The organism is Botrimarina mediterranea, from assembly GCF_007753265.1.
Lineage (GTDB): Bacteria > Planctomycetota > Planctomycetia > Pirellulales > Lacipirellulaceae > Botrimarina > Botrimarina mediterranea.
Genome location: NZ_CP036349.1, coordinates 4,604,427 through 4,622,400, shown reverse-complemented (window position 1 = coordinate 4,622,400; position 17,974 = coordinate 4,604,427). Strand labels below are relative to the sequence as shown.

At 64.9% G+C, this 17,974-nt stretch carries 12 protein-coding genes; 1 reads left to right on the top strand and 11 read right to left on the bottom strand.

Annotation, left to right across the window (positions count from 1 at the left end; genetic code table 11):
- Positions 1 to 270: 270 nt before the first annotated feature.
- On the bottom strand, positions 271 to 1,485 hold the full coding sequence (locus Spa11_RS17770) for an argininosuccinate synthase (RefSeq protein WP_145114706.1): 1,215 nt from the start codon (positions 1,483 to 1,485) through the stop codon (positions 271 to 273).
- 291 nt (positions 1,486 to 1,776) lie between these two features.
- On the opposite strand from Spa11_RS17770, the gene Spa11_RS17765 reads away from it, so the two are divergent.
- On the top strand, positions 1,777 to 3,096 hold the full coding sequence (locus tag Spa11_RS17765) for a hypothetical protein (protein WP_145114704.1): 1,320 nt from the start codon (positions 1,777 to 1,779) through the stop codon (positions 3,094 to 3,096).
- Positions 3,097 to 3,111: 15 nt separating this feature from the next.
- Here the strand turns inward: Spa11_RS17765 and egtB are convergent, their stop codons facing one another.
- From egtB to Spa11_RS17715, 10 genes are all read right to left on the bottom strand, one after another.
- A complete protein-coding gene (gene egtB, locus Spa11_RS17760; RefSeq protein ID WP_145114702.1) occupies positions 3,112 to 4,389 on the bottom strand; it encodes an ergothioneine biosynthesis protein EgtB in 1,278 nt (425 codons plus the stop codon).
- A gap of 75 nt (positions 4,390 to 4,464) precedes the next feature.
- On the bottom strand, positions 4,465 to 5,424 hold the full coding sequence (egtD, locus tag Spa11_RS17755) for an L-histidine N(alpha)-methyltransferase (RefSeq protein ID WP_145114700.1): 960 nt from the start codon (positions 5,422 to 5,424) through the stop codon (positions 4,465 to 4,467).
- Between the two features lie 609 nt (positions 5,425 to 6,033).
- Complete coding sequence (locus Spa11_RS17750) at positions 6,034 to 8,754, bottom strand: glycosyl hydrolase (protein ID WP_197529489.1); 2,721 nt, start codon at positions 8,752 to 8,754, stop codon at positions 6,034 to 6,036.
- A gap of 243 nt (positions 8,755 to 8,997) precedes the next feature.
- Positions 8,998 to 9,291, bottom strand: a complete 294-nt coding sequence (locus Spa11_RS17745; protein ID WP_145114696.1) for a hypothetical protein — start codon at positions 9,289 to 9,291, stop codon at positions 8,998 to 9,000.
- A gap of 236 nt (positions 9,292 to 9,527) precedes the next feature.
- Positions 9,528 to 11,747 (bottom strand): hypothetical protein, encoded by a 2,220-nt coding sequence (locus Spa11_RS23465; protein WP_145114694.1) that lies wholly within the window; start codon positions 11,745 to 11,747, stop codon positions 9,528 to 9,530.
- Between the two features lie 456 nt (positions 11,748 to 12,203).
- The gene (locus Spa11_RS17735) at positions 12,204 to 13,460 is read right to left on the bottom strand and encodes a hypothetical protein (RefSeq protein WP_145114690.1); all 1,257 of its coding nucleotides are present in this window, start codon (positions 13,458 to 13,460) and stop codon (positions 12,204 to 12,206) included.
- Positions 13,461 to 13,486: 26 nt separating this feature from the next.
- Entirely contained in the window at positions 13,487 to 13,837 is a 351-nt protein-coding gene (locus Spa11_RS17730; RefSeq protein ID WP_145114688.1) for a hypothetical protein, read from the bottom strand.
- Positions 13,838 to 13,869: 32 nt separating this feature from the next.
- A complete protein-coding gene (locus tag Spa11_RS17725; RefSeq protein ID WP_197529488.1) occupies positions 13,870 to 14,922 on the bottom strand; it encodes a DUF1559 domain-containing protein in 1,053 nt (350 codons plus the stop codon).
- A 70-nt stretch (positions 14,923 to 14,992) separates the two neighbouring features.
- Positions 14,993 to 16,447, bottom strand: a complete 1,455-nt coding sequence (locus Spa11_RS17720) for a TolB family protein (protein WP_145114684.1) — start codon at positions 16,445 to 16,447, stop codon at positions 14,993 to 14,995.
- Between the two features lie 90 nt (positions 16,448 to 16,537).
- Positions 16,538 to 17,701: a PEP-CTERM sorting domain-containing protein gene (locus Spa11_RS17715; protein WP_145114682.1), complete on the bottom strand. Its 1,164-nt coding sequence runs from the start codon at positions 17,699 to 17,701 to the stop codon at positions 16,538 to 16,540.
- Positions 17,702 to 17,974: the final 273 nt, after the last annotated feature.

Genomic DNA, 17,974 nt, shown 5'->3' with positions numbered 1-17,974 from the left:
GCTATTGAGGAAGGAGATAAGGGGGATGTTGGTGATAGGGGGGATCGCAAGCGGAGGGATTGCGCGTTCCAGCCGGCAGCGTTGCTTGAAGGAGTGAGTCGATAGCAAAGCTTTGTGGAGATAAATAGCAATCGCTCTGCGATTGCCTGCTCATCTCCATAATGAACTAGTTTGCCAACATGAAGGCGTAGCGAAGTACATCCTCGCGTCCTACCCGCTTGCGATCCCCCCTATCACCAACATCCCCCTATCTCCTTCACCTAAATCGACTCAATAAGCACGAGGCCGCACGGTGCCCTGGACGCGGCCCGGTAGGCCTTGCAAACGCAGGAAGCCTTCGGCGTCGGTTTGGTCGTAGCTGCCGCCCCCTTCCATGCTCGCCACCGCCGCGTCGTAGAGGCTCTGTGGGCTGGTGCGGCCGTGGACTTCGATCGTTCCTTTGTAGAGGCCGAGCTTGATCTCGCCCGTTACCGGCTGCTGGGCTTCCTTGATGAACGCCAAGAGCGCGTCCATCTTCGCCGTGTACCAGAAGCCATAGTAAACGTCGCGCGCCACTTCCGGCGCGATCCGGTCACGCAGGTTCACCAAGTCGCGGTCAAGCGTCAGTTGCTCGAGCTGCAAGTGGGCCGCGTAGAGAACGGTCATGCCCGGCGCCTCGTAGACGCCACGGCTCTTCATGCCGACGAAGCGGTTCTCGACGATGTCGATCCGCCCGACGCCGTTACGCCCGGCGATCGTGTTCAACTCTTGCACCACCTCTAGTGCCGACAGCTTCTTGCCGTTGACGCTCACCGGCACACCCGACTCGAAGCCGACCGACACCTCTTCAACCTTGTCCGGCGCCTCTTGCGGCGAGACGGTCATGCCGAAGTCGGGGACGCTCACGCCGCAGTTATCAACCTCTTCGAGCTCGCCCGCCTCGTAGCTGATGTGCAGGCAGTTCTCGTCCGAGCTGTACGGCTTCGAGGTCGACGCCTTCACCGGGATGTTCTTCTCGGCGCAGTAGGCGATCATCTCGGTGCGGCCCGGGAACAAATCGCGGAACTCCTTCATCCGCCACGGCGCGATGATCTTCACCGTCGGGTCGAGCGCCTCGGCCGCCAACTGGAAGCGGCACTGGTCGTTCCCCTTGCCGGTCGCGCCGTGGGCGAACGCCTCGGCGCCAACCTCACGCGCCACTTGCAGACACGCCTTGGCGATGATCGGCCGGGCGATCGACGTGCCGAGCAGGTAGATCCCCTCGTACTTCGCTTGGTACTGGAGGACCGGGAAGGCAAAGTCGCGGATCATCTCCTCCTGCACGTCCACAATCCGCGCGCTCTTGGCGCCGCAGTCGTGAGCCTTCTTCAGGATCGCCTGGCGGTCTTCGCACGGCTGCCCGACATCGACATAGACGCAGTGGCAGTCGTACCCCTGGTCCTGAAGCCAACCAAGGATAACGGACGTGTCGAGGCCACCAGAATAAGCGAGGACGCAGCTGGGCATGATGGAGGGACGGACGTGGAGGGAGGGACGCGGGGACAGGGGCAAGGGACGGCGGAAAGCCGCCAAAAACGACCCCTCAGCGTAAGCCGGCGAGGGCGGCGGGGGAAGCTACCTTCGGCCGCGGCGATTCGATCAACGCAGCCGAAAGCTCGGCCGCTGGCGTATCCGGGGAGACACAGTCCGCGTACAACAAGTTCGGCGGCTCATTTGACCTATTGGTTAGCTTACGGAGATTCCGGAATGTCTCGCCCTTGCTGGCAACTGGTAGTATTGTGGTGCTCCATCGCAAACATGTCCTCAGCGATCGACCAGCACACGCTCGTCGTCGCTGAAATCGTCGATGCGGAGACCGGCGAGCCAATCGAAGACGCCCGATTCTTTGTCGGCGTGGGGTGGCTCGAAGCAAGCAAAGGCTACTCGTGGCAGGATCATACGATAACCAAGTGTACTGCCGGCAAGTTGCAGTGGCCACGTGATGGCAGGCAAGGGTACGACGTGCAGTGCATACGAATTGAATCGCCTGGTTACAAACCGTTTGTGACGGTCCCGATTGCCCGAAATCATGCAGAACGAATCCCCGATACAGCCACCGTCGTGACGCCGGGTCAGCCGGTTAAGTTGACCATCAAGTTGCAGCTCGACTTGGGGATCGTTGGACGCGTCCTGACGCCTGATGGTGAGCCTGCTCGTTCGGCTCAAGTCGGCATAACGCAAGACTGCCGTTCTATCACGTTAAAAGAGGGGCAGTTATCCAACACGACGTTTTGGCAGTACGACAACGGACAAGATATCTGGGATCCACCGCCGCTTGTCCAAACCGACGACGAAGGCCGGTTTGCTTTGCCTGATGATCTCCCGCCGGCGGGGATCGTCGTTGCCCATGCATCCGGGTTCGTCACCAAGCCCTTGGCTGAGTACAAGGCGGGCGACGATCTCAAGCTCCATCCTTGGGGGAGAATTGAGGGTAAACTTGATTGGGGCGTCCTGCCGAATGCAGGTGTGAGGCTCTGCGTTCAGTATTTGAACGAGGCTGCGCCGCTTATCAGGTATCAGAAAGAATACCTGACGACGGACGCCAGCGGCGCGTTCGTCATCGACAAGGTTCCGCCCGGCTACTCCAGCTTCTCTCACCAAGTTTCAGAAGCGTCGCACAACTGGTATGGCCATCCCTATCAGTCGGTACTTGTCGAGGCGGAGCGGGCGCCAACCCGATTTACTCTAGGGCGTAGCACGTCGATCGTCGGTCATCTCCCAGCGGGGCTCGACTACGCGAATATCACGGTTCGATATGCAGTCAATGGGCACGACGGCTCAACTGCTTACGAACTTTTTATGAAGTCTAAAGTAGGCAAGCTCTATCGGAGTCCACCAGTTCCTGTTGCCGTGGACGGCAGCTTTCAGTTTGATGGCGTTCGCCCAGAACACTATCAGTTGACGGTAGAGCGACGGGGCAGAAGGACTACCACACGACTCGGTGGAAAGAATTTTTCGGTCAGGACATTGCCAGACGATGAAGAGGCGAAGCCTCAAGATATCGGCGAAGTTTTCGTGCGTGACATCCCGAAGGCGGCCGTCTCTTCTAACCCAGCTGCCGTGCGGAATCAGCGTTGAGTTACTACGACGCCTTTATCGCGCCAACCGCACCCCACTAAACTGCCACCGCGCCGTCGCCGGAAAGAAGTTCCGATAAGTCGCCCGCAGGTGTCCGCTCGGCGTCGCGACCGAGCCGCCGCGCAACACGAACTGGTTGCACATGAACTTGCCGTTGTACTCGCCCAGCGCGCCGTCGGGCGGGCGGTAGCCGGGATAGGCCGTGAAGGGGCTCGCGGTCCATTCCCACACGGCGCCAAACGGTTGCGCGAGGCCGCGCTCCGCGGCGGCGAGCGGTTGCGGGTGCAGCGCCCAGCCGGCGTCGATCAGCGTGTCGGCGAAGTCGCCTTCCATCGGCAACGACTCGGTCGCCGTCTCCAGTTCTTCCTCAAGAGGCAGCCGCGCTCCGGCCCAGCGGGCGTAGGCGTCGGCCTCGAAGTAACTCACGTGGCACACCGGCGCTGCGGGGTCGATCGTCTGCCGGCCGGCGGCGGTGAACGCCGTCCACTCGCCGTCCCCTTCGTCACGCCAGTACAGCGGCGCCCGCCAGCCCTCGGTCTGCACCGCGTGCCAGCCGTCGGAGAGCCACAGCTGCGGCGTTTCGTAACCGCGGTCCTTCATGAACTCGAGATACTCGCCACAACTGACGGGCCGAGTCGCTAGCCGATGCGGCCGCAGCAACGCGTCGTGCCGCGGCCCTTCGCAGTCGAAACCGAACCCCTCGCCGTCGTGACCGATCGGCCGGACGCCTCCGTCGCGCTCGAGCCACTCAAGCTTCGGCGCGACGCCAAGTCGAAACGCCCCTTCGCGATAGATCGGGTCGAGCGGGTTGTGCGCGAGGGCGTGCTTGATGTCGGTGACGATCAATTCCTGGTGCTGCTGCTCGTGGTGCAGCCCTAGCACCATCACGCGCCGCTGCTCGTCGCTCAGGTCGTCCGCGGACAGCAACCGCTCGACGTGTTCGTCGACGCTCCGCCGATAGTCGAGCGTCATCTCCAGCGAAGGCCGCGACAAGAGACCCCGCTTGTCGCGCGGGTAGGGGACGCCGACCGTGTTGTAGTAGGAGTTGAAGAGGGTCTGGAAGACCGGATCGAAAGGAGCGTAGTCGATTGACTCCCGCAGCAAGAACGTCTCGAAGAACCACGTCGTGTGCGCGAGGTGCCACTTCGTCGGGCTCGCGCTGGTCATCGACTGAAGCGTTGCGTCCTCGGGAGAGAGCGTCTCGGCGAGCCGCTCGCTGAAACGCCGCACGCGCCGATAGTCGTCAAGCAGCGTGGCCGGTCGCTCGGTAGCGGTTTCGGTTAGCAGCGTCATGCTTGAGACCTCGAACAAGTTGGTGGGGGCGCCCAATCACGGATCATTCGCGCAGATCACTCGGCCACGCACGGATCACTCGGCAACCAAGTGCACGACCGCAAACCAGCGTTTCGCGTCGGTCCATGCCTTGTGCATCGTGAGCCCCGCCTCGGCGGCGAGTTCGGCGAAGCCGTCGAGCGTGTACTTGTGCGAGTGCTCGGTGTGGATCGTCTCGCCCGCTTGGAACTCGACCTGCTCGCCGGCGATCTCGACGACCTGGTCGCGCTGCGCCACCAGCAGCATGTCGATGCGGCCGTGCTTGGCGTTGTAATCCGCGCGGTGCTCGAAGTCATCGACGCAGAAATCGGCGCCGAGCTCGCGGTTGATCCGCTCGAGCAAGTTGAGATTGAAGGCCGCGGTGACCCCCTCGGCGTCGTTGTAAGCGGCGGTCACCACCTCGACGGGCTTCTGCAAGTCGATTCCGAGGATCGCCCCGCCGCCGACGCCGACCGTCCCACGAATCGACCGCAGCAGTTCTTGAGCGGCGGACGGCGGGAAGTTGCCGATTGTCGATCCGGGGAAGTAAACGGCCGAGTGCGTTGGCTGCCTGGGGAACACCGGCAGCACCAGCTCCTGGGTGAAATCCGCGCAGACTGGCAGCACGTCGAGCGAGGGATACGCCGTCGCGATCCGCCCCGCCGCCGACGCCAGGTGCTCGCGCGAGATGTCCACCGGCACATAGGCCCGCGCGTCCGATAGCTCGTCAAGCAGCAGCCGCGTCTTCACGCTGCTGCCGCTGCCATACTCCACCAGCGCCGCGCCCGCGCCGATCTGATCGGCGATCTCGCCCGCGTACCGCCGCGTGATCGCCAGTTCGGTGCGCGTCGGATAGTACTCATCAAGGTCGCAGATCTGATCGAACAGCTCCGAACCGCGTTGGTCATACAGATACTTGCACGGCAACCGCTTCTGCGGCTGACGCAAGCCGGCGCGGACATCGTGGAGGAAGCGTGCGGCAGCGGAGCCCGTGAAGGGCGTAAGAGCGATCGACATCGGGGCCTCGCCGTCGGGGATGAGCCGTCGTGAAAGGAGCACGTGACGTGAAAGGAGAGTTCGCTAACCGCGGGAGCACAATCCATGCCACACGGTCCGTGCCGCGGTGGATGGCGCCCGGGGGTATCTCCGGACCGTACGCGACTGTGGCGATCGTGTCAGCCCTCGAAGTTCAAGCGCGCGGGCGATGACGTCGGCATGGAGCGGACGGAACCGCTTTCGATGAAGATTCGGCGTCGAAGGACACTTCGCCTGATGACGCTCTGGGCTTAGAGCATGCCTCATCTCGTCGTAGCGTATCTAACCTCGCGCTGATCCACGGAGCAACGTGGGGATGTCTCGCGCAGAGAGGCAGAGGTACAGAGTTGGATGCCTTCGAGACTCACGCCAAGGCGCCAAGCCGCCAAGAACACGCTCCTGCGCGGTCGTATGCGGCCGCGATGCTTTCTAAGAGACTTTATCTTTGCGCCTTGGCGGCTTTGCGTGAGTCTTCGCTGCCTACCCTCAGCGTCTCAGCGCGAGACGCAACGGCAAAATGAAGTACGCTGCGCCACGATTCATCCAGCGACGCCGACGATTTCACTGACACGCAGACGCCATCACCCCTCGTCAATCGCCCCGCAACGGCGTCAGCATGACGGGGCCGCGCAGCCCCAGTGGCCGCACCGGCCAGGCCGACGCATCGAGCGGCTTGTAATCGATGCCGACGATGTTGATGTCTTCAAAGAGACGCCAATCCACGCCGCGGCGATCGAGGTCGCGGAGGCGGTTGGCGGCGACGCCCGTGACGTCGATCTCCAATCGATTGCCAGAGGGCTTCAGCCCCGCGACGTCGATGGCGAACGAGGGGCCAATGAGCGTGCCGATCTCCTCGCCGTTGATCCGCACCGCCGCGCTGCCGAGCACGTCGCCAAGCTCGAGCCGATAACGCCCGGTGTCGCCCGGCGCGTCGAACTCGCAGGCGTATCGCGCCGTGCCCGCGAACGACTCGGCCGCCGGGTCATCCGATTCGGTCCACGCCCGCGGCTCCTCCGACGTATACGGCGCCGGCTTCGTCGGCCCGCCATCGATAAAAGTGACTGTCCAACCAGTAAGCGTCTGGGCTTTGCCTTCTGCGTCGTGATAACGCCAAGGCTCTGCCTTCACAGGGTCGGCCGTCATCACCAGCAGCACCGTCTCATGGGGCTCGAGCTGCACGCGCACGCGGCGGTGGTGCTCGCCGGTCATCTGCTGCGCCGCGGCGCCGACGCGACCCGTCGCGGGGTCCATCAAGACGGCGCCGTCCGACTCGACCTCGGGCTCGATCCACGTATCGAGCGCTTCGTCGCGCTGGTTGCAAAGCAAATACACGACGCCGTCGTCGCGCTGCCGACGCAGGAAGCCGACGCCGTTGGCCGCCGCCCAGCGTTCGCTGCGCATGGCCGCTTGAGAGAGCAGGGCAGGCAGGTCCGCGCCCCGTAGCGCCTTCTCCTCCAGCCGCTTCGCCGCCGCCCCGAAACGCTTCCTCACGTTGCTCCAGCGCTGCGCGTCGGCGGCGCCCTCGAGCCCCGGCAAGCTCCGCGGCAGCCCGCCCCAGAACAGCACTGGGCAACCCGCTTCGGCGAGCTCCGCCAGCTTGCGGATCGTCTCTAGCGGCATGTGTTCCGCCTGCGGAACCACGACCGCCCGATACACGGCGCCGCTCGGCGCGCTGACGCCCCCTTCGTCGCTCGCTTCGCACCTGGCGAGCAACCGATCCGACACATAGTCGAATGACATGCCGCGTTCTTGCATCGCCTCCGCGGCGGCGCCGATCGGCTGGTCGGTGAACCAGCGGTGGCTGTTGTGAACACGGAAGTCTTGCCGCAAGCCGTTCGGGTCGTGCCGCAGGTTGCTGATCGGCCAGTACAACAGCACATCGCTGTCGGGCCGCGTCGCTTGCAGCACCGACTGCACGCGCGTGACGTAATCGTTCAGCGCCGGGAAGTCGCGCCAGATCGGGTTCTGCGGGTTGAACTGCGTCGACGCGTAGAACAACCAGCCCGGCCACGCCGCGTCGTCGGGCGAGTAGGCCGTCCCATGGTAGACGACGTGGTTCACGCCCGCGAGCAGCAGCCGATCGACGTTTTGCTTTACCTGCGCGAGCGTCACGTTGAAGTGCTCGTCGAGCCACGTCGCGGTCTCCGCCGAGACGTGCTTCTTGCCCGCCACGTTCGCCGCGGACGAGGCGAACTTCAGCACTAGTGGGTCGGCGTCGCCGCCGGTGAGCCGCCCAAAACTCTCGATCTCCGGGATATCCACCGCCGCGTACAGATCAAGCCAGTTCGCCGGCGAGCCGTGCGACTGATTGCGGGTGAGCATCCCGTGGCCGTGCGACCACTCGTTCCACGTGCCGATCAAGTCCTCACGCACGAGGTCATCGAGCGTCAACCGATAGTCGGCTTTGACGCGGCCAACCCGCTCGGCGTCCCCCTCGCCAGCAAGCTCGGCCAGATGCTCTTCGAGTCGGTAGCCGCGGCGCTCGGCGAACTCCGCAAAGAACTCCGGCTGCCAGTCCCCCTCGTACTCGAACGAGTCGTGGAACTGCGCGCGGACCCCCTCGAAGCCCGGCATGTCCTTCGCGAAGCGGGTTAAGAAATCCTCGACCGAATCCCGCCAGAACGGGTTGATGTTCATCCCCTCGCCGCCGGGTCCGGGACGCTTCACCCTGTCCCCCGCCCAGCGATACGCGGCCGTATCGATCCGCCACTCGCCCGCGGGCGCCGACCACACGAGCCGACTGCCATTGAGCCCGTCGCTTTCGATGAAGTCCGTCAGGTCGACCGACTCGCCGCCGGCCGAGGTCGCCTTCGCCGCTTGCGGCGTCAGCCTGCCGTCGAACGTGATCGTTACCTCTCGCGGCCCGGTCACGTCCTCGTGGCCGAGCACCAAGCGATTGTTCGCCAACTCCATCGGCAGCTCGGGGTCCCCCATCCGCCAGCCCGACCCCGCCGGCAGATCGACGCCCATGCCGAGCCGCGTCGCCTCGTCGATCGCATGGCGGATCGCCTCGCGCCACGCGTCCGAACGGTACACACGATTCGGGTGCGGCTCGCCCTTCACGCCGTAGATGCACGTGATCTCCACGCCGCCGAGGCCGACGCGATGGTACTCTTCCAAGAGCCGCGTCAGGTTCGCCTCGTCCACCGCCGACCCATGCTGCCACCACCGCGTCCACGGCCGCGCGGATTGGGTCGGCTCGGGCCAAGCGACCGTCTGCGCGGCGCCCAGCGCGCCGGTTAGCAGCACGGCGAACAAGCAAACAAAGATCGGCAACACCCGATTCAACGCGGTCTCCCGGTCGGCTTCCACGGCGGGTTCGTTATGGTGAACAAGTGAACCCCTATTGTACCGCATCACCGGCCAATTTTCGAATCAATAAAGCCACGATTCGCGACAAAATCAGGCGCCCGAACTCAGCCGACCATGAGCCGTCGGCGCTAGCCGCGGGCGCCGCCACGGAGGGTCTGAGGGACGGGGGACGCCTTTGCGTCCGGTTCAGCACGGCTTCCAATCCGCAATCCCCAACCCGCAATCCCCAACCCGCAATCGCCCTCATTCCGCCGGCCGAATGCAATCATCGGTGACGAGCTTCGCCGGCTTGGGATAACCCTTCGACACGCCAGGCGCCGTGACGCTCTGGCCCTTCGCCTCGCGCGCGGCCACCTCGTGGTTGAGGTCGAGCAGTTGCTTCAGCAGGTCCTTCTTCGCCGAGAAGCCGTAGGCCTTCAGCACGACGGCGTCGAGCGTGGCGTGCGCGTCCATGAGCGGATGCTTGCCGGGGAGGCCGAGCGTGTGATAAATGGCGCGGAGACCGCCGGTGATCTTGGCGAGGGCTTCGTCGCGCACAGGCGGACTACATCTAGGACAAGTACCAAAGAATATTACGTCTCTCCCGAACGGCGTCGGTGTTTACGGCCTGCGCAGGTTCGGACCGGGCCGCATTGCGACGATCGACCAGCCCGCGGCGGCTCGTCTATTGACGCCGTACGGCCGCGTTCAAATCGACAGCCCTGCCTCGGAGGTCTTCGCCACCGCCTTCAGTTGGACAAGCCGCCAACTTGCTGGTGTTGGTCCAACCGCCTTCAGTTCCGTCGCCGTTGTTGTCCTGCGGTGACAGCGATTATCAGCAGAAGGCCAGCGGTCGGTTCGGGTACCGATATCGACGATGCCGGGGCGGTCGCCCCAAAGTTGGCTGACCATACGTCGTATTCGCCGGGCGTGAACATCGTGCCGAGGCCGTCACGCCAGACGGTGTAGTCGGCGGCGTCGACCGTGCCGTCGAGGTTGAAGTCGCCGTCGAGCGCCGGAACGGCTTCGAGAAAGAGCGTCGACCCGCCCGGGTTGAGTTCCCAGGCGAGGCCCGAGGCCGACAGGTCGGGCAGGTTGATCGCGGCGAAGCTCGCGTCGAACGCACCACTGGCGAACAAGAACGCAAAGCTGTCGCCGAGCTGGGGGACGAAGCCGTCGAGCAACGTCACGTCGAGCGCGCCTTCCAGCGTCGCGAAGCCGCCGACTTCGACCCGATCGTGCTCGGCGCCGGGCGTCGTGCCGGCGATCTCGATCTTGAGGGTCCCGGTTGGCCCGAGCTCGAAATCGCCCTCAAAGGATACGAGGCCGGGGCTGTTACCCGGAGCGAGCGTGCCCGCGAACGCGCCAGTCCCGGTGCCGGTGAACGTGCCCGTGCCCGACACGGCGCCCGTGAAGGTGTTTACGCCGGCGAGGGAGACACTGCCGTTGTTGACGAGGTCTCCCTCGAAGGTAGTGTTGATGAGGTTGAGATCGCCGGCGAGGTTGAGGCCCTGCTCGAAAGCGAGCGTCGAGTTGATCGCGTTGATCTCCGACCCACCGGCGGCTGACGCTTGGCGAGTGAACGTGAGCGTGTCGTTGACGGCATTAACGGCGCCGCCGTCGCGGTTGTTGAAGAGGGTTTCGACGCGGCCCGTGCCTGAGATCGAGCCATCGTTGGATAGGATGGCGGTTGCGGTCGTGGAGCTGAGAACACGCGCGTCGGCGGCGGCGAGCGTGATCTCTTGGGCCGGCGCGATCTCCACGCCTTCGGCGATGTCGATCGTGCCGCTGCGATGGACCTGCACGTTGAGGGGCACGAGGAACAAGTTAAGCGATTCAGCGGGGTTGCTTGCGTCGATCGGCTTGGACAGATCGAGGGACTGCGCGCTGGGGACGATGGTCAGGGCGGGGCTGAGCGTGATCACGCCGAAGAACTCTGGACCGGTTTCCGCTGAACTGCCGCTGCTCGACGCCACGTTGATAGTCGAAAAGTCGGCCAGTCCGAGCGCGTCCGAGGGTTGGCCGACGGTATAGATGAAGTCGTTGGCCACCTGTCCGGCGAGGTAGACCCGGCCTCCACCGGCGGTCCCCGCTCCGCTGGAAGTCGAGCCGGCGTGAGCCAGCAGCGATGCGTCGAGTCGAATGCGGCTGGCCGAGAGCCGGATACCGCCCCCGGAACCGGGTCCAAACAACTCGCCGCCGCGGGCCGTGATGTCGGCGTCGATGTCGAGGATACCGCTCGCGGAGAGTTCGATGGCGCCCCCGCCCCCGCTGCCGGTGCGCCCGAATCCGACATTCCCCGCTCCGCCGCCCCCGCTTCCGCCTTGCAGTACGTCGGTCAGGTCGCCGTACGCCGATCCCCCCGGCGCTCCGCCGGACCCGTCGGACCCGCGGCCCCCGAAGGCGCCCGCGCCGGGCGGCCCGGTGAACTCGAAGCTTCCCGCGATCGCTCCCGTGCCCGCTCCGCCTCCCGGTCCGTGGCCGGCGAGGCCTTCGAAGATAGAGGACGCGGGCTCCACGAGCTCGCCCCCGGCGAAGCCGCCTGCCCCGCCTGCCCCGCCGAGTCCGATCGTGTTGAGCTGATCGCCGTCGAAACCGTCGACCGAAAGTGCGGTTCCGATGGTTGCGTCGCCGCGCGACAGGAGAGCGATCGCCCGCGTCCCGGTGATCGTGATGTTGGCCGTCGGCTGGAGGGCGATGTCGTCAAACGCAAATACGGCGATCTCGGGGATGCCGAGCTGGCCCGGGTTGGCGATCTGGTCCCAGACACCGCCGAACGTGTCGGCCTGCCCGTTCTGGTTATCGACGACACCGGTGAAGAGCGGCTCGCCGGGCACCGTGTTGTCGAAGATCGTCAGCGTGTCGGTGTCGATCGTGTAGTCGCCCACCGACAGATTAAGCGTGCCGAGCGACGCGTAGTCGAACGGATCGAGCGGCTGGGCTGACACGGAGCCGACGAAAGGCACGGCCAGAGACACCAGTAGCAACGTCGGCAAGAACCGGCGGCGTTTCATGGCGGCACACAAGATTCGGGGGTGCGCGCGAATCCGGTGGTCGCCCACTCAAGCACCCGCTGCGAGGACCCCATTATATCAGAAGCCGATTGGCCACATGCGTCAGAATCCCCGCTCGCAATTCGCTGAGGTTGCATCGCCCGGCCCCAGTTCGGCGGCGAGCTAACTCGCCGAGGTCGTCCTTCGCTGTGCACACCTCGGTCAAAATCGGCCGCGGTCCATCTGACGGCGCAGGGGGCCAAGAACGATTTTGGAATCGTCTTCTTCCACGGCTTCGGCTCGCCGATCAAATCTGCGTCGGACCGACGAGCCGCGGCGGATACCGCGGGCGACCCGGAGACAACCGTTCTCAGTACTTGAACGCCTGTTGGTAGCCCCCGGTTCTTCGCCGATCGTGTAACAGAACCTCTCGATCGCCAATGCCCGTCAGCGCCCGGAGTCGCCCCAAGAAAAGCTTTAGCGACCACGCCGCTCCAGCGCCGTCAACGTCAGCAGCGAGCCGAGCAACACGATCGCCCCCGGCTCGGGAACCGCCGAGCCCTCCGCCGATGCACGGCTCGCCGGCGCCGTCGCGCCGTAGTTGCCCGCCCACACGTTGTAACCCTCGACCGAATCGTCGGGCGAACCGCCGTCGCGCCACACCGTGTAGTCCGCCGCGTCCACCAGGCCGTCGTCGTTGTAGTCGCCCGGCAGCGGCGTGGCGAAGCCGGTCGCGACCGTGTAGCCCAGGTCACGCAGCAGGGCGGCGTCGAGCTCCGTCAGGTACTTCCGCACGCCGCGCAAGGAGTTCGGGTCGAGCAGCGCCTCCGAGACGATCCCGTCCGAGCCCCACACGACCGACTCGACGTTCTGCGCCACGTGACCGCCGGAGGCCGGCACGGGGCCGCCGTAGACCGCCGTCACGTTCTCGCCGATGAGCTCGCCTTGCGCGTTGGTCCCGATATAGATCGGCACGTTCGCGGTCGTCATGCCGAGCGTATGCACCAACTCGTGCAGCGCCGTCGCGTACAAGTCGAGCCGCCCGTCGGCCGCCGGGTCGGTCTTCTCGAGGTCGTAACCCTTCCAGGTGAACGACGAGGTCGAGAAGTCCCAGTTGTCGGTCGTAATGTCGCTCGCCGGCGTCTTGTCCGGGTCCTGCACGCCGTAGTCATCGGTCGGGTCGATCCCCGGGTTCTGCCCCGCGTACCACGTGTCGCTGAGGTCGAACAGCACGTCGCCCCCCCACGTGCTGAACTCGGCTCCCGCCGCGCCCGCCGCGTTGCGCCGCGCGGCGCCGTTGGCGCTCGCCTTGGCGTGAGCCGTCGATCGGTTGTCGAACGCGAACGCCGTCACGTAGACGACGAACTCGTTCGCGCCGACCGTCGAGCGGTTCGAGATCGGCAGGTTGTACGAGTACCCGGCGCCGTCCGACTCCGCCGTCCCGCTGACCGGCAAGCCGTCGAAGCCGTTGATGCTCGACTGGAACAAGTCGTAGAGGCCGATCGCTGTCGAGTCGATCGCGACGGCGTCCCAATCGTCGTCGGTAAGGATCGCCGACAAGAACCCCGCCGCGGCGTCGAGCGCGGCGCGGCGCTCGAGCCCCGCCGCCGTACCCGAGAACCAATTCCAGTTCTGCTCGTCGAGCGTGTAGTCCAGGACAATATCGATCGCGGAGGCGCGACCGGGGGCGAGCGCGACGCCTGCCACCACTAGCATCAGAAAACGACGGATCATCGCCGGGCTCCGGCCCATTCGGGGAATTACTTGGGCCGATTCATCAGCAGCAGCCCGACCCCGAGGGCGGCGATCGCCCCACCGCCGGCCTTCAGCCAGAATTGCCGGCTCTTCTGAGCGGCCTGCATCGCCTCAACCGCTTCGCGATTCGCCCGATACGAATCGCGGGCTCCCGCGACCGCCGCGTCGCGTTCGGCGCGGTTCCCTTTGCTGGCGGCGGCCTCCATGTCGGCGGCGGCGGAGAGGAACTCCTTGGCCTTGTCGCGCTGCGCCGCACTCGGGCCGCCCGCCATCGACGGGCCGACGATCCCCCAGACCAGCGCCGCCATTCCCAAGACCACCAGCGCGGCGCCGAGGCCGGTCGCATACGTTTTCATAAGTTAAAGCGCAGCACTTGGGGGCAGGGGAGTTACGGCTTCTCGAAGACCAAGCCGTCTTGGATGTAGACCAGGTACGTCATGACGCGGGGATCGACGCCCTCTTGCAGGAACTGAACGTGCCCGTCGAGGAACGCCGTGTTGACACCGCCGGCGTGAAGCGAACGCGGCGCTGCCGACCGGAACGAAGCCGACCCTTCGCGGCTGTCTCCCGAGCATGGCATCCCCTCGAACAACGCCCCCTCGCCGTCGTCGCAGCGGTCGATCGAGTCGTAGATTAGCCCGTTCGGCGTCCGAGCCAACTCTTCTTCGAGCCAGATCGGGTCGGGCTCGAAGTTATCGATCGCCGTCGGCCCGTTGATGTTATGCATATCGTAGGCGAGCAGTGCGGACCCGGCCCACGGTAGCGCCCAGGCGCCGCGCGAATCCTTCTCGTTGTCGCGCGTGCGGACTTCCGACATCAACAGCGTCGACGACGTGCCGTCCGAAATCTTCCGCAACTCCTGGCCGAAAAGCGGGATCGCTCCAGGGTATCCGAGTCGGTCGAGGTGGTAGGCGCTGGCGAACGCAGCGTAGTTCCCCTTACCGAAGTACGACGGCGAGCCGTCGGGCGCCTTGATCAGACGATGCTCGTACCGACGCCCCACCGCGCCGTCCGAGGGGCACAGCAACGAGGCCGGCTGATTCGCCGCCGGCGATCCCGGCGTCATCGCGACGTTTGTGGCCTTGAGGTCGAACTGGTCGTACAGCGAACGCTCCTCGAATTCATTGAGGATGTGCACGATCCAGCTGTGGTTGAGGCCGCTGATCTCGTTGACCGTCGCCGTCGGTGACGATGGCTTCGGTCCGAACGATCCGCCCGGCGGCAGCCGCTTCTTCGATCCCTCGTAGTTGAGCACCGCCAAGGCGAGCTGCTTGAGATTGCTGCTGCACTGCATCCGCCGGGCCGACTCGCGCGCCGCCTGCACCGCCGGCAGCAACAGCGCCACGAGGATCCCAATGATGGCGATCACCACCAATAACTCGACAAGCGTGAACGCACGCTCGCGACGCGACGCCAATCGTTGGCACAGAAGGGTAGGCACGCTTACGGTCTCCGACACAAGGGCCGATATCACAACGACTTAGTAGCTCCGCAAACTCACGCAACGCCGTTCACCGCCGCCGCCAGCCCATCGACGCCAACAGGCACGACGCCAGTGCCAAGCACGTCGATGGCTCGGGGACCGCGACGCCCTCGGCGTCAGCCGGGCCGCCGTAACCTCCCGCCCAAATCGCGTAGTCTTCCGGCCCCACCTGACCGCTCTCGTCGCCGTCGGCGCGAAGGTCGGTGGTCGAGTTCAAGGTGTCACGCCACACCGTGTAGTCGGCCGCATTGACCAGGCCGTCCGAGTTGTAGTCTCCCGGGACCGCCTCGAACAATGGATTTTCAACCACGTATGGCTCGAACACCCCATCCACCTCCCCATCCGCCAAGTAAACGATCTTTCGGCTATCCGCCGACCAAACGATGCCGAGCCCCAGCGGCTCGCGGAGCACGTCGCTATCAATGTCGCCGTCGGAGATATCCGGCACGCCGTCGCCGGTGATGTCGAGGTCGATCGCTTCGGCCGAGAACGGATCGTTCACCTTAATGGCTTCACCCCCTTCGATCGGCACGACGAACAACTCAAAGACGCCGATCGTTTGGAGGTCGGCGCTGAACGCGATGGTCTTGCCGTCGGGAGAGATCGCAAAGTTGTCCACGTCGGACGACGACGACAGGTTACTAATCGGGAGCACCTGTGGCACACCTCCCGTGACGGGGAGGGTGTTGATCTGGTTCTCGCCATTCACGGCGTAGTCGCCCTTGAAGTAGACCGTATCGTCAACAAAGAAGACGTGGTCGATGTCGAAGCTCGTGGGGATGGTCCCGGCGATCGGGATCTCGACCGCCGGCCCGCCGGTGATCGGCACACGGTAGAGCGACGACTCATTGGCGCCACGGAAACGGCTGTCGGTGGCGAAGTAGACCTCCGTCCCGTCGGCGCTGAAGTTGAATGTCTCGGTATCGACGTCCCCTTCGACCGCGGAGGACGAGAGATTCACCACCGGGCCGTTGCCGAAGGTCGGGAACGCCCGCAGCACGTCGTCCGAGCCATCCCTCGTGGCGACGACGACCGTTTGCCCGTCGGGGCTGAGCCGGAAGCCGAAGCTCACGTCCACATCGTTGATGACCATGCCAGCGCCGCCCGCGGTCGAGACGCGGTGCACCTTGTCGACGCCGCCATCCGAATCGACATAGACCAGCGTCTGCCCATCGGGCGTGTAGAACGGGATGTCATCGACCTCGGAGCTGCTGACCGCTTGCGTCGGCGTCCCGCCCGTGATCGGAATCGTATAGAGCCGGTCCGCTGTTGTGCCGCCGAGGTTGGCGACGAAGGCGAGCGTTGTCCCGTCCGGGCTGATGCCGATCGTATCGACACTCCGCAACGGGTTGTCGGTCGCCGACGTGCTGATGCCGGGGATCACGATCTTCACCGCGTCGGCCGAGACGCCCACCGAGGCGAGCGTCACAACGAGCGCTGCCCGGACGGCGACTTCTCGCCACATCCATACACGAGAGTTCAAGGCGGGTCATCCTAGGAGGGGTCGAAACAGGGAAGGGCGTGCGGGGCTCGGCCCCGCACGCCCACCATTGCTAAACGAATGAAGCCGTCATCAAGCGAGACGACGCCCGCCCACCAGCAACCCGCAGCCAAGCGCCACGAGCGCGAGCGTCGTCGGCTCGGGGACCAGCCGGATCGTGGCGGCCGACATCCCGTCCCAGTCACTCGGCGAGAAGTTGCCGGGCGAGAGGGCGTAGGTCGTAAGGTTGACGCCGTCGAAAACGCGCGAGCGGGCGTCGTTCGGCTGGCTCTGCTCGAACGTCACCGACGCGTCTACCGAGTCGAGTCGAACCAACGCGTTGTCGGCGAGCCAGGTGCCGCCGTCGTCGTCGGCGTCATCCGTAAACGTCGCGCTAGACGAGTCATCCAGGAACATCGCGACGATCTGCAGCTGGTCCGCGATGACTTCCGTATCGCCGGCAAGCGTCAGCCGGTGAACGCCGCCGTTAGACGAGGCAAAGACGTTGTCGATGTCGCCGTCCACGTGGATGAACGAGTCGGTCATCTTCACGTCGGTCGTGGTCCCGACCCCATCCGTCACCACGCCAAAGCGTCCGGCGCGGAACGACGAGTCGAAGATTTGATCGGTCGAAGTCCGCACGTAGATCACCTGGTTCAACCCGCCGCCGGAGCCCGTCCCCGACGCAAGGAAGTCGGACCCTGAGATCGAAACGATTGAAGCGCTCGACTGGAACTCGATGTCATCTCCCAGGCTCTCGAGTATCGAATCCGTGATGGAGATCGAACCGCGAAAGAAGATGTCGTCGGACGCCGTGAGAGTTGTGTCGGTGAGCGAGACGGTGGAGCCCGAGTTGAACTGGACCTGGCCGGCGTCGCCCGCGCCATCGACGATCAGCGACGCTCCGCTCGAGGTGAGCGAGCTGCCCGAACCAAAGACCAAGTCGTCGCCGCTCACGGTGAGGGCAGAGCCCGTACCGAGCGACAGCGAGCCCATGCCGAACGACAGGCCCATTCCAGCGAGAACCGAGTCCCCGTCGATCACCAGCGAATGCTCAACCAGATTCGTCCCGCCATCGATCACCGGCGTGGCGAGGAACGAACCAGAGCCGTCCGGGGCGTCGTTCCAGTTCATCGTGTCGAAGAAGCTGCCCCCAGCGGGGCCGACATAGAAGAAGTCCATCGCCGTCGCGCTAGACGCGCCGACAGCGCAGAGGGCAACGGCCATCAGGCCGCTAGTGACCACAGCTTTCTTCATGAGACGCTCCAAGGGATGCAGTGACGGGATGCGTGCGGCAGAAACTTACTCGAGACTAACCAACACCACTCAGCCGCGGGCGGGGAGCCCGAGGGACAGTCGAATGCCTGTCCCGGCGGGGCCAGGCCCCACTTCGAGGCCGTGTAGGCGAGAGTATATCAGTGCCAGTGGCTATTCCCTAGGAAAATCCCGGGGCCAAACCCCCGGCCGGGAGGGCCCCAAACTGCCTGCGGAAGCCAAGGTGCGTAGAGTTACCGCAGGTTGATTCATCAC

What these genes read in the sequence shown, in the direction of transcription:
- Spa11_RS17770 (WP_145114706.1), bottom strand. Translation starts at nt 1,485, where the DNA reads ATGCCCAGCTGCGTCCTCGCTTATTCTGGTGGCCTCGACACGTCCGTT.
- Spa11_RS17765 (WP_145114704.1), top strand. Translation starts at nt 1,777, where the DNA reads ATGTCCTCAGCGATCGACCAGCACACGCTCGTCGTCGCTGAAATCGTC.
- egtB (WP_145114702.1), bottom strand. Translation starts at nt 4,389, where the DNA reads ATGACGCTGCTAACCGAAACCGCTACCGAGCGACCGGCCACGCTGCTT.
- egtD (WP_145114700.1), bottom strand. Translation starts at nt 5,424, where the DNA reads ATGTCGATCGCTCTTACGCCCTTCACGGGCTCCGCTGCCGCACGCTTC.
- Spa11_RS23465 (WP_145114694.1), bottom strand. Translation starts at nt 11,747, where the DNA reads ATGAAACGCCGCCGGTTCTTGCCGACGTTGCTACTGGTGTCTCTGGCC.
- Spa11_RS17735 (WP_145114690.1), bottom strand. Translation starts at nt 13,460, where the DNA reads ATGATCCGTCGTTTTCTGATGCTAGTGGTGGCAGGCGTCGCGCTCGCC.
- Spa11_RS17730 (WP_145114688.1), bottom strand. Translation starts at nt 13,837, where the DNA reads ATGAAAACGTATGCGACCGGCCTCGGCGCCGCGCTGGTGGTCTTGGGA.
- Spa11_RS17715 (WP_145114682.1), bottom strand. Translation starts at nt 17,701, where the DNA reads ATGAAGAAAGCTGTGGTCACTAGCGGCCTGATGGCCGTTGCCCTCTGC.